General features: G+C 67.6%; 6 protein-coding genes and 2 tRNA genes. 1 reads left to right on the forward strand and 7 read right to left on the reverse strand.

Annotated features, from left to right (window positions below):
* Positions 1-4: 4 nt before the first annotated feature.
* The 3 genes from R8Z57_RS07880 to R8Z57_RS07890 all read right to left on the reverse strand — a co-directional run bounded on the left by R8Z57_RS07880 (position 5) and on the right by R8Z57_RS07890 (position 2,541).
* On the reverse strand, positions 5-1,072 hold the full coding sequence (locus R8Z57_RS07880; protein WP_318353575.1) for a PTS transporter subunit EIIC: 1,068 nt from the start codon (positions 1,070-1,072) through the stop codon (positions 5-7).
* A 254-nt stretch (positions 1,073-1,326) separates the two neighbouring features.
* A tRNA-Ile gene (locus R8Z57_RS07885) sits at positions 1,327-1,400 on the reverse strand.
* A gap of 52 nt (positions 1,401-1,452) precedes the next feature.
* Positions 1,453-2,541: a DMT family transporter gene (locus R8Z57_RS07890; protein ID WP_318353210.1), complete on the reverse strand. Its 1,089-nt coding sequence runs from the start codon at positions 2,539-2,541 to the stop codon at positions 1,453-1,455.
* Between the two features lie 42 nt (positions 2,542-2,583).
* Between R8Z57_RS07890 and def the strand changes: the two genes are divergently transcribed.
* A complete protein-coding gene (gene def, locus R8Z57_RS07895; RefSeq protein ID WP_318353211.1) occupies positions 2,584-3,150 on the forward strand; it encodes a peptide deformylase in 567 nt (188 codons plus the stop codon).
* Positions 3,151-3,222: 72 nt separating this feature from the next.
* Here the strand turns inward: def and R8Z57_RS07900 are convergent, their stop codons facing one another.
* The 4 genes from R8Z57_RS07900 to R8Z57_RS07915 form a co-directional block, all read right to left on the reverse strand.
* Positions 3,223-10,818 (reverse strand): SdrD B-like domain-containing protein, encoded by a 7,596-nt coding sequence (locus tag R8Z57_RS07900; RefSeq protein ID WP_318353212.1) that lies wholly within the window; start codon positions 10,816-10,818, stop codon positions 3,223-3,225.
* Positions 10,819-10,971: 153 nt separating this feature from the next.
* Positions 10,972-11,625: a hypothetical protein gene (locus R8Z57_RS07905; protein ID WP_318353213.1), complete on the reverse strand. Its 654-nt coding sequence runs from the start codon at positions 11,623-11,625 to the stop codon at positions 10,972-10,974.
* An 84-nt stretch (positions 11,626-11,709) separates the two neighbouring features.
* A tRNA-Asn gene (locus R8Z57_RS07910) sits at positions 11,710-11,782 on the reverse strand.
* Between the two features lie 77 nt (positions 11,783-11,859).
* Positions 11,860-12,648 (reverse strand): ATP-binding cassette domain-containing protein, encoded by a 789-nt coding sequence (locus tag R8Z57_RS07915; RefSeq protein WP_318353214.1) that lies wholly within the window; start codon positions 12,646-12,648, stop codon positions 11,860-11,862.
* Positions 12,649-12,651: the final 3 nt, after the last annotated feature.

Raw genomic sequence — 12,651 nt, forward strand, 5'->3', positions numbered from 1 at the left:
AGAACTAGAACACCACGAAGTAGAGGAAGAACCAGAACACCACGAAGTAGAGGAAGAACCAGAACACGCCCATCACGGGGATGAGCCACGGATTCTGCGCCATCGGATTCGCCCACCCGAGCACGAGGTCGATGAAGCCGCCGGAGAATCCGAAGCCCATCCGCACGGGAAGGATCTGGCTGATCGCCATCGAGATGCCGGTGAACACCGCGTGCACGAGGTAGAGCACCGGCGCCAGGAACATGAAGGCGAATTCGAGCGGTTCGGTGACGCCGACGAAGAACGAGGCGATCGCGCCGGAGAACAGGATGCCGTAGGCCAGTCTCTTGCGCGTGGTCTTGGCGGTCAGGTACATGGCCAGCGCCGCTCCCGGCAGGCCGAACATCATGATCGGGAAGAAGCCGGTCATGTACTGGCCGGTGACGCCGTACGTGCCCTCACCCGCGAGGAAGTTGTTCAGGTCGTTGATGCCGGCGACGTCGAACCAGAACACCGAGTTGAGTGCGTGGTGCAGCCCGACCGGGATGAGGAGGCGGTTGAGGAAGCCGTAGATGCCCGTGCCGAATGCGCCGAGCGTGACGATCCACTCGCCGAAGCCGACGAGACCGCCGTACACCCAGGGCCATACGAAGAACAGCACGATGGCGAGCACGAGCGAGACGCCCGCGGTGACGATCGCGACCGAGCGCTTGCCGGAGAAGAACGACAGGGCGTCCGGCAGCTTGGTGTCTTTGAACTTGTTGTAGCAGTACGCGCCGATGAGACCGCACATGATGCCGACGAAGACGTTTTGCACCTTCAGGAACGCCGGGTCGACCTCGTTGACGTCGTCGACGCCGGTGAAGAGGAGCACGGTCTCGGGCTTGAGGAGCGTCGTGACCACGAGCCACGACACCAGGCCGGCGAGGGCCGACGTCCCGTCCGACTTCTGCGCCATGCCCAGCGCGATGCCGACGGCGAACAGGAGGGCCATGTTGTCGAGCAGTGATCCGCCGGCGGCGGCCAGGAAGGTGGAGACGATGTTGTCGCCGCCGGTGGCCATCTTGATCCAATAGCCGATGCCCGACAGGATCGCGGCCCCGGGCTAGACAGCCACGGGCAGCATGATCGATCTGCCGAGCCTTTGAAAGAACTTCATCGTTCGCCTCCAGAGGCACGAAGGAACAGTTGCATCGATGACGCTACCGCTCCCGCACCCGCCCGCGACAGGCCATCCCCTCCGAAAGTAAGGGGGCTGAACGAATTCGCGTCCCTCGTTCGCTCCTACACCCGCTCAACGGATGACGGACCGCCGCAACCCTTCGGGCAGCGACGGTCCGTCATCCGTAGGGCGGGTGGGACTTGAACCCACGATCGTCGGGTTATGAGCCCGCTGCCTTGACCAGCTTGGCCACCGCCCCTCGGCACCGCAGTGCGCAGACGAGCCTACCGCCCCGCGCGCGCCGGACGGTGTCAGAGCTTGCCGGTCTCGTCGGCCGGGTCCTTCACGGGCGGCTCGGGCCACACCTTGGCCACGGCCTCGGTGACCTTGATGGAGGCGGTGTGCGGGTGCGCGGCATCCGTCACCCCGCCGCTGCTCCCCCGCTGGATCGGGAGCTCCTGGCTGTCGCTGACGATCTGCGGGTGATAGCGGGCGAGCTGGAAGACGCCCCAGACGGCCACCGCACCGACGACCGTGAACGAGATGTACACCCACAGCGGGGCGCCGGCCGCCTCCTGGAGGATCGTGAGGCCGATGATGATCGCGACGATCGGATCGACGACGGTGAGGCCCGCCACCACGAGGTCGGGCGGGCCCGACGCGTAGGCGCTCTGCACGAAGTAGGCGCCGACGATCGCACCGATGATGAGGGCCGCGAGGCACGCGAAGGTCAGCCAGTTGAAGTCGCTCTTCTGGATGCGCGAGATCACGACCTTCGCCAGGGTCGCGACGAACCCGTAGAGCACGCCCGCGGCCACGATGTAGAACAGGGCGCTGATGCGCTTGCGCAGCCAGATCCACAGACCGGCGAAGACGATGATGACCCCGCCGAACAGCGCGAGGATCGTGATGAGCTGCTCGTTGGAGACCGGCTTCTCGGTGGCGAACAGCGCCGCGATCGTGACGAAGACGAAGATGCCGCCGACGCACGCGCCGATGGCGGTGAGCGAGCGGCGGGTGGGTTTGTGGCCGCTGATCTGCGCATTCAGCAGCGTCGTGATGACCAGCGCGATCGCGCCCAGCGGCTGCACCACGATGAGCGGAGCGTACGCGAGCGCCCACAGCTGGCAGACGATGGCGAGCCCCAGCATCACCGTGCCGATCACCCACGATGGTCGTGACAGGAGCTTCATCAGGTGGCTGACTCCCAGCCCCGACCCCGCATGGGATCCCGACAGGCGCTCCACCTTCGTCACGCCCCGGTGCTGGTACTGGGCGCCGAACGACATGAAGACCGCGCCGAGCAGCGCGAGCGGGATGCCGATGAGCAGGCCGGGGTTCTGGAACGCGCCGACGAGCTGATCGCCGACGTCTTCGAGCTCTACCGCCGTCCACACCACGGTTCGACACTAGCCGCAGGTGCCGCTCGATAGGCTCAAGGCGTGGCTGTTCTCCCGATTCGCATCATGGGCGATCCCGTCCTGCACTCCCCCGCATCTCCCGTCGGAGAGATCACGGACGAGATCCGTGCGCTCGTCGCCGACATGTTCGAGACGATGGATGCCGCGCCCGGCGTGGGCCTGGCCGCACCGCAGGTCGGTGTGCCGCTGCGGATCTACACCTACACGTACGCCGATGACGACGGCGCTCCATGGCGCGGGGTCATCATCAACCCCGAGCTGTGGATGCGTCCGCTCGAGCCGGGGGCGCCGGATCCCGACGAGGAGTCGGAGGGGTGCCTGTCCTTCCCGGGTGAGCGGTTCCCCCTCCGACGCTCCGACGAGGTGCTGGTGACCGGCACGGATCTCGACGGGGAGCCGGTGCGGATCCAGGTCGACGGCTGGCGCGCGCGCATCATGCAGCACGAGTTCGACCACCTCGACGGCATCCTCTATGTCGACCGCCTCGACGACGGCGACTGGAAGACCGTGCAGAAGATCGCGCGCAAGCGCGGCTGGGGGCGGCCGGGAAGCTCCTGGATGCCAGGCGTCGACGACGTCGACGCCTGACCGACGCGATCCCTCGCGGCCGCCGGCTGCGGTGGCCTCGGCGAACACGCCACCGGGGCCACCGCGCGCCGGTCAATCGGCGGGCGTGTCCGCGCGGCGTCGGCTGCGCGCCACCCACAGGGCCAGCAGTCCGCCAGCGAGCAGGGTCGCACCGGCCGCGATCGGCAGCATGCCGACGCCGCCGGTGTTCGCCAGGTAGCCGACCACGTCGCGCACCACGGGCGGAAGCGCCGTGCCGAAGTAGTGCGACCGGTCGCTGTCGGTGGGCGCCACGCCGGCGACCGGGGTGCCATCGATGTCGACGGTGGCCGGGCCCGTGGCGACGACGGCGCCGAGGTTTGCGTACTGTCCCGCCACGGCTGTGCCCCGAGCGACGCAGGTGAGAGACTCGCCTGGCCCCAACGGCCCCGCGATCGCGTTCGATCCGGTGCCGGCGCAGTCGATCGACGAGGCTCGCTCGACGTCGTCGGTGACGGTGATCTCGGAGAGCGGAACGTTGCCGGTGTTCGTGACGACGTAGGTCCACTCGACTGCGCCACCCACCGGCACGTGCGGGCCCGGGGTGTCGTCGGCATCCTCCCCGTTCGTGGCCTTCTCGATGTCGATCGAAGGCGCACTGCCGAAGTAGTGCGACGGATCCTCATCCGTGACGCGCGCAGCGGGGAGCACGGCGCCGTCCGCTCCGACGAGTTCGGGCCCGCTCGCCACGACGCTCCCGAGGTTCGCGTACTGCCCGGCCGTCGCCGTGCCGTTTGCGACGCAGGTGAACGACTCACCGGGCGCGAGCGGACCCGGCACGACGTTGCTGCCCGATTCTGCGCAGTCGATGTCGGCGGCGCCCACCTTGTCGTCGGAGACGGTGAGGTCGCGCAGATCGGTGGTGCCGGTGTTTGTGACGACATAGGTCCAGCGGACGGCACCGCCGGACGCCACCAACGGCCCCGGTGCGTCGTCGGCGTCGTGGCCGTTCGTCGCCTTCTCGATGTCCACGCTGAGGATCAGCCCGAAGTAGTGCGACCAGTCCTCGTCGGTGACGGTCACCCCAGCGACCGGCTCCCCGTCGACGTCGGTGGTCTCCGGACCGATGCCCGACGCCGAGCCGAGGTTGGCGTACTGACCGGCCACAGCAACGCCGGTCGCGGTGCAGGTGACGGAAGCGCCGACCTCGAGTCGAGCGACGACATTGCCGTCCGCGCCGTCGCAGACGATGGCGTCGGCATCCTCGATGCTGTCCGTCACGGTCACATCCGTGAGCGGCACGTTGCCGGTGTTCGTCACGACGTAGGTCCACCGGACCTCGCCGCCCCGACCGACGACCGGCCCCATGGGCTCGTCAGCGTCGAAGGTGTTCGTCGCCTTCTCGATGTCGATCGACGGCTGCACACCGAAGTAGTGCGACAGGTCTTCATCGGTGACTTCGACGCCGGGAACCGGATCCCCTTCGACGTCGGTGGTCTCCGGACCGGTCGCCACGACCGCGCCGAGGTTCTCGTACTGACCCACGGTCGCCGTGCCTTCCGCGGTGCAGGTGAAGCTCTCACCGGGTGCGAGCGGACCCGCGACGATGTTCGATCCGTCGCCGCAGTCGATGCTGTCGGCCGGCTCGACGTCGTCGGTGACCGCGAGGCTCGTCAGCGTGGCGTTGCCCGTGTTCGTGACGATGTAGGTCCAGCGCACGACACCGTCCACGGTCACGTTGGGGCCGGGAGCCTCATCAGCGTCCTGCCCGTTCGTGAGCTTTTCGATGCGCACCTCGGGCACGACGCCGAAGTAGTGCGAGGGGTCCTCGTCGGTGACCTGGGTGCCGACGTGGATCACACCGTCGGCGTCCACGGTGCGCGGGCCGACGCCCGTCACCGAGCCGACGTTGCGGTACTGACCCTCGATGGCCGTGCCCTCCAGCACGCACTCGAAGCTCTCACCGGGTGCCAGCTCGTCCGGGAACACGTTCCCGCCCGTGCCGTCACAGTCGATGTCGCTGTCGGTCTCGAGGTCGTCTCCCACCGTCACGTCGCGCAGGGGCACGTTTCCGGTGTTGGTGACCACGAATGTCCAGTGGACCTCGTCGCCGACAGCGACCAGCGGGCCGGTCGGGTCATCGGCGTCCTGGCCGTTGGTCGCCTTCTCGATGTCGATGCGCTGATCGACGCCGAAGTAGTGCGACGGGTCTTCGTCGGTGGCCTCGACTCCGGGGACGGGGTTGCCGTCCACGTCCGTGGTCTCGGGTGCGGTGCCCACCACAGTGCCGAGGTTCTCGTACTGTCCGACGATCGCAGTTCCCGTCGCCGAACAGGTGAACGTCGCTCCCGGCGCGAGGGGTCCCGCGACGATGTTGGAGCCGTTGCCACAGTCGATCTCGGAGGCGTCCACAAGGTCGTCGGTGACGGTCACGTCGGTCAAGGTGGTGTTGCCGGTGTTGGTGACCTCGTAGGTCCACCGGACGGTGCCACCAGCGGTGACCAGCGGGCCGGGAGCCTCGTCGGCGTCCTGTCCGTTGGTGTGCTTCTCGATGTCGACTGCGGGCTCGATGCCGAAGTAGTGGGACAGGTCCTCGTCCTCGACGAAGATCGGATCCAACGCGGTGCCGTCGAGGGCGTACGTCTGCGGTTCGGTGCCCTGGACGGAGCCGAGGTTCTCGTACTGACCCGCGGTCGCGGTGCCCGATGCGACACAGGTGAAGCTCGCCCCCGGTGTCAGCGGCCCGGCGACGATGTTCCCGCCGGTGTCAGCGCAGTCGATGTCGGCGGCGTCGACCTTGTCGTCGGTCACGGTCACGTCCGTCAGCGCGGTGCCACCGGTGTTCGTCACGATGTACGTCCAGCGAACATCGCCGCCGACGGTCACGTTCGGGCCATTGGGCGCGTCAGCGTCCTGGCCGTTCGTGTGCTTCTCGATGTCGATGGCGCCGGGTGCGGCCATGGCGAGGTCGATCGTGTAGTCGGTGAACGACTCAGGCAGGTTCTGAGGGGTGAGGCTCGCCACATCGTGACCTGTGCCCGTACCCCCCTCGATGCGATCGGAATCGTCACGCACATACGAGAGCGTGATGGGCGAGCTCACGAGGCCGGTGAGTCTCGGGGTCGGCGTCGTGGTGTTGTTGTTCGACGCGGATTCGTTCGCTCCCGCAACGTCGCCGTTTCGCGACGGCGAGGGGTAGTACGTCTCCAACGGCCCGCCCACCTGAAAGTCGGCTGCCGGGATGCGTGCCCGGTACGTGCCCGCCGGGAGCAGATCGAGGTGCCACCGACCCGCGGAATCGGTCGTCGTGGTCGCGACCACCTCGCCCGATTCGTCCAGCAGCTCGATCTTGACATTCGCGATGCCCGCCTCCGAGGGCTGGTGCCGGCCGTCGAGGTTCGCGTCGAGCCACACCAGGTCGCCCACCGAGAATCCGGGCACGAGCACCGTCGGCTCGGTGGACAGCAGCTGCTGGTTCGCCACGGTGGCCGAGTAGATCATCGCCCGGTTGACGTAGAGGTCGCCGAGTTCGGCGCCGTTGCCCACCATGGGGATGGAAGTGGCGACACGGGTCGTGACAGCGAGCGTCTCGGACGAGACGAAGCGGATCGCGGTGACCGTCGAGAAGTCCGGAATCTCGCCTGCGGTCTTCCACAGGCCGCCGGCAGCCGCAGGATCGGCATTGCTCGCCGACTTGGCGTTCGGATCGATGGTGGCGTACGGCGCGGTGGCGTAGTACCACGTACCCGGCACGTCCCCGGATTTCCCCTGCGTGTACTTCGGCGCCGCGAGCGGTCCTGTCAGTTCCGCGGTGCCCGCGTAGTCGGACGCGTATTGGTCGCGCTTGGACAGCGCACCCGCCTCGGCATCGCCGTTCCACGGCAGCACGTCGATCACGTCAGGAGCCGCGAACTCGATCTGGCGGGACGTGTTCACCCACTCCAGAGTCCAGGTGTACTCCTCGCCCTCTGCGACCAGCGGCTTGTCCACGGATTTGGCGATGCCCAGCTGACCGGAGCCCGACGCGCTCGTCGTCGCCTGCGCGGTGGCCGTGTTCTCAGCGCTCAGCGAGCGGGCGGACACACGGTTCACATACGAGGTGCCGGGCTGTGCCGTCGTTGGGATGATGGTGCACAGCGTGAAGGAGTAGGCCCAGTAGTCCGTCGTCTGCGCGACCGAGATGTCCGGCAGAGTGATGACCAGCTCACGGGTCACCGGGTTGTACGACGTGGTCGACCCGGGCGGAAGCGTCTCCTTCGTGCAGGTGTCGTTGTAGTTCAGGCCGACCGGAATCGTGTCAACGATCTGCGGACGCTCCATCAGCGCGCCGACCTGCCCCTTGCTGACACCGAACCGCAGCGTCCACTTGGCGTCCTGCCCGGGGAGCCAAGTCGCCTGCTGCGCCGACTTCGAGACCGTCACGAGCATGCCGGTGTAGTACACCTGCTTGGTGACGCTCGACAGCGTGCGCGATGTGTCGTTCTGCGGCCACGAACCCGAGTTCGTGATGCGGACACCGGTGAGGATCTTCTCCCCCGCGTTCGGGCCGCCGACGTAGACGCTGCGCACGGTGAGCGGCACACCGATGCTTGTCTCGAAGCCCGCGTGCTCGACATAGCCGGGGGTGATCGGGCGCCACCGCACCATGTTGACCTTGTCCTGCCAGTCGGCGCCCAGCGTCGTCGGATCGGTGACCCACTGGTAGGCGTTGCTGCGACATCCCGTCGCGTCGGTGGTCTGAGAGGTGGATGTCACCGGGAAGTAGCCACCGGTCTTGGGGCCGGCTTGGGTGTTGACCGCATTGGAGCCGATCGCGTACTCGATGACGTAGTCCGCCGGCACATCGACATTCGTCTGGATCGCGATGTTCGCACGAGACAGCTTCAGCGTCGATACGTCCCACGTGTCGCAGACCATGGGGTCGCTCACCGGGAAGCCGATCGGCACCGCACCGTGCGCTCCCGCAGTCTGCGGACCGTAGTTCCAGCCGACGCGGGCGTTGTTGCCGAGGTTCGGATTGTCGGCGTTGAACGACACTCGGGAGTAGATCTGTGTGCCCGGTGCGAATGTCGAACCGTCGGCCCACAGGCCAGCACCCCACGGGTCAGTGCCGTAGGTGTAGTCCTTCGCTCCGGCGGTGGGGTGGGCCGGCGCGACCTGGCGCGCCTGCGTGACCCACTGGATGTTCCGGCTCGCGTCGTACTCCGGGAAGGCGCCGACGTTGTTCATCTGGATGCCCGCGGGAATCGTCTGCCCGGCGTGCGGGCCGCCGTTGTACTGCCAGCGCGCCTGCAGCGGCACATACAGACCGAGAGTGAAGGGGCCTGCCTCGACCCGATCCGGGTCCGTCGGCCGCACGCGGACCATGTTGACCTCGTCACGCCAGTCCGCACCGAAGGCCGCGGCGGGATCGGAGGACCACGGGCCCGGATGCGTACGGCATCCCGCCGCCTCGGTGGTGTTGATGGCCGCGTTGAGCCCGTTGCCGGTGCCGGTCTGGGTGTTCACCGAGTTCGTGCCCACGGCGTACTCGATCACGTAGTTGTTCAGACTGAAGTTCGGGTTCGTCACGATCGCGCCACCAGGCTGGTTCACCGGGTTCTGCTGCAGGTGCGGGTTCGGGTCCGCGCCGGTCACCGGCGCCAGCGGGTCGCCGACGATCCGCCACACCGACACGTCAAACACATCGCACAGCCCTAGCATCGGCGCGCCGACCCGCACCGGCTCTGCCGTCGCGGTCGTCCAGACGTGGGAGTTGACAACGTCGCCGGGCGTGAACTGGTTCCAGGCGTTCAAGCCGCCGGTGATGCCCTCGTAGCGCTTGTCGCCGTCCAAGGTGCCGCAGTTCTGCGTGGCCGTGTTGAACCGGATCGACGCCGACGTGATGTTGTTGCCGGTCGCCGGGGCACCGGTGGCAGGATCCCAGCCGGGCTCGAGGCCCGTGCGGTTGATCGGCCAGTCACCGGCGGTCCAGCCCTCGGTTTCGCGCGCCTCATTGGTGAAGCTGTAGGTCTTGTCCCACGGCGTCGTGCACAGCGGCGGCAGCTCGGGAACCGGGATGAAGAACTGGACGTCGAAGCTGCTGTTCTTCAGCGGCTGACCTGTGTCATTTCCATTGCCGTCCCAGTTGTTGCGGTCCGGCGACGGCGTGTAGGTCATCGTGGTGCGGCCGTCGACAGCCTCCGAGCACGCGATCGTGCCGGCATTACGTGCGTTCGGAGTCGCGCCGCAGGAGACACGGATCGCGTTCTGCGTGAACCCGTCGACGTCGCTGAGTACGTCGGTGAAGTCCATCGCGTCGAGGGTGTCCGACACGATCGTGCCGTTCGATTCCCCGATCGCCAGGCGGTAGGTCACGATGAAGCCGCGCACCGCCGGAGTGTTCGGATTCAGGTCGGTGTCGCGCTCCTGATACTGCGAGCTGACAACGCTCTTCGCGAGATCCCACCGAGGCTCGGTCAGATTCAGCTGGCTGTCCACGATGTTGTCGCCCGAGGCCGTCGTACCGTCCCAGCCCGACTCGAAGCCCGGTGCGGGGTCGGGCGTGCCGGTCGGGTTGTTCACCTGCCCGCCGATAAGGTGCCATCCGTCGGTCTCGGTCAGGGCATTCTGCCAGTTCACCGTGCCCGAAGGCGGCAGATCGCCCTGCTCCCAATCCGGGTCGAGCGTGCGGTAGAAGTCCCTCGCCGGGATGAGAACGCGTACCTGCAGCCGCACTCCGGCGACGGCGCCGCTGGCCTGCCGGGTAAGCGAGATCGGCCAGCCGTTCGGTCCCTGCACCTGGTTGATCGGACATGACGTGCTCCACCCTGAGGCGGCGCTGAGCGGCAGGCTCAGGTTCAGCAGTGAGCAATTGTCGATGATCGCGTTCGGGAACGCAGACAGCCGGTCGTAGAACGTAGCTGGCCACTGCAGGTCGGAGCCGCCACCCAGCGCCTTCTGATTGGTGAGGTCAAGCCAGTAGTGCATCCTGATCCACGGGCCGTCAGCGGTGTTGACGCGGAATGGGCCGTTGGCCGGCGCATCGGTGCGAATCGACTTCTTGATCTCCCACGCCGCCGTGCCCGTCACCTCGACCACCGGACCCGTGACCTCGGGGGCCGGCGAGATCAACGGATCAGCGGTGTAGGCCTTGGCGGTGACGTAGGCAGTCGAAGGGATCGGGGTGTTACCGGCGAACTCGTACACCAACTGCACGACCGCCACGTTCGACGACATCGTGCCCTGGTTGCAGATCACAGTGATCGAGCCGTCGGCGTTGGTGCGCTGAGACGAGGCAGGGTTGATCCCGGTGCCGCTCAGGCACCCGTCGGGCATCCCGCCACCGAGGGGACCGGTCAGCTGCAGCTTCGCATCGCTGCCGGGGTGGATCGTGAACTCGAGCACCACGTTGTTCGTCGATTGCCCGGCGTCGAGCCCGGTGAGCGACACCGAGTAGTTCTGAAAGATCGAGTCGTTGACGCGAACGAGACAGTTGCCGGGACCGGAGTCGAGGCCTTCGCCGTCTGCGGCGTCGAACGGCGGCGTTCCCGTCTTGGCCAGCCCTTCACACGTGTCATCCATCGGCAGCTGCTCGAGCACGAGCTGTCCGTTCGCCGCGTATGCGGCTTGCCCGCCGACGGGCATGAAAAGCGATGCGAGAACCGCGCAGACGGTCAGCATGACGGTGAAACGCTTGGTGGCACGCGCCTCGTGAGCGTGCGAAGACATCGACGACATGATCCCCCCGGGGCGGCTTGCAGGCCGCCATTGCCGCGAGTCTGCCGCGCGCTGCTTCGGTTCGCCTCACGCATATCTGGTGAAAGGGCTGCGTGGCCTCCGATCCAGCCGACCGTCCGCGAGTCACTCCCCGTGTTTCGACCGTCAGCGTCGCCGGTTCTCGCGCTCGACCCAGCGCCGCAGCTCGTCCTCCGCGCCAGGAGGCGCCTGCGCGATGATGTTCATCCCCTGACGCACGAGCAGGGTGCCGACACGGACGCGGCCCCACACCCGCGCGGTGGCGAGCTCTCCGGTGTCGACGTCGCGCACCTGCAGCTGGGTGGTCTGCGCCGTCTTGCGCTTCTTCGCCTCGCCGGCCACGTGCTGCACCGCAAGGACGGGCAGATCACGGGCGGCGGCGGTCGTGAGCACGGTGTCGAGATCGTGGGCGGCCCATTGGCGACGGATCCCGCGCACCGTGAGCAGCGCGACCACCACGACCACCGCGGTGGCGACACCGGTCACCACGAGACCGAGACTCAGCACCGTCGCAGCGAGCGCCCACACGGTGAGTCCGCGCAGCGCGAGCAGAATCGCCGCGACCGACGGCGCGAGGTAGAGGAAGAGCCACGGCGCCGGAAGATCGATGGGGAGCATCGCCGGCTCGACACCGAGGAGGACGAGGACGACGGTCCAGGCGACCGAAGCAGCGAAGAGCGCCAGCGCGACGAGCAGAGGAACGGACCGGTAGATCGGAGCGGGTGCCGGAACATCGCCGTGAACCGGCACGACGGGGGCTGACTTCGATCGATCGCGCATCTCGGCTCAGCTCTTCCCGCGGGCCACGCGAGACATGTTCGACAAACGAATGAAGGCCTCGAGGGTGGAGCCTCGAGGCCTTCGCTCCCCCACTTGGACTCGAACCAAGAACCTATCGGTTAACAGCCGATTGCTCTGCCAATTGAGCTATGGAGGAATGGTCCGCGCTCTCGCGCGGGCAACCAGTCCATCCTAGCAAAGCTCAGCGCATGCTCTTGACCAACCCGGCGGTGATCACGAGCTCACGAGCCGTCGATCAGCGCCGCCGCTCGGCGTCCACAGCAGATCGTTCGTTCCGTGCCCGTAGGCGACGGCGTGGCCCGCGCGAAGGACGAGCACATCGGCGTCGAGCTCCTTGACGACCTCGGCCTCGTTCGTCACCACGAGAGCCGCCATCCCGAGTTCATCACGCCGACGCAGGACCGCTTCCCGGGCGGCGCGCCGCACCTCCACGTCCATGTTGGCGAACGGGTCGTCGGCGACCAGCACGCGGGGCTGCAGCACGAGGGCGCGCGCGAGCGCGACGCGCTGACGCATGCCGGCACTGAGCTCGTAGGGGTACTTCGCCGCCGCGCCGAGCGGGAGCATCAGCTCATCGAGCAGCGACGCCACACGCACGGCGAGACCACGGGCACTCACTCTGCGATCACGGCTCGTGATCGGCTCGCCGATGACCTCCGAGACGGTGAGGCGCGCCGGAAGCCGCGCGCCGGCGGACTGCGGCAGATAGCCGGCGTAGTAGGTGAGGTAGCGGTGAGCCCGCCCGGGGCGCCGGACCGGGATGCCTTCGACGAGCGCGTTCCCGCCGACGACGGCCAGTCCGGGCTCGTCGGCGCCGGCGAGCACGGCGGCCAGCGACGACTTGCCCGATCCGGTCGGACCCATGACGGCCAGGACACCCCCGTGCGGAAGCCGGAAGGAGACGCCGTCGACGACGCGCTGCGAGGGGCCGCCGCGGCCGCCGCGGGCGATGGACAGATCGGAGCAGTCGATCGCGGCATCCGCATCTCTTCGTCGAGCCATCCC

Source organism: Microbacterium sp. M3 (assembly GCF_033548675.1).
GTDB classification, from domain to species: domain Bacteria; phylum Actinomycetota; class Actinomycetes; order Actinomycetales; family Microbacteriaceae; genus Microbacterium; species Microbacterium arthrosphaerae.

What these genes read in the sequence shown, in the direction of transcription:
- R8Z57_RS07900 (WP_318353212.1), bottom strand. Translation starts at nt 10,818, where the DNA reads ATGTCTTCGCACGCTCACGAGGCGCGTGCCACCAAGCGTTTCACCGTC.
- R8Z57_RS07905 (WP_318353213.1), bottom strand. Translation starts at nt 11,625, where the DNA reads ATGCGCGATCGATCGAAGTCAGCCCCCGTCGTGCCGGTTCACGGCGAT.
- R8Z57_RS07915 (WP_318353214.1), bottom strand. Translation starts at nt 12,648, where the DNA reads ATGGCTCGACGAAGAGATGCGGATGCCGCGATCGACTGCTCCGATCTG.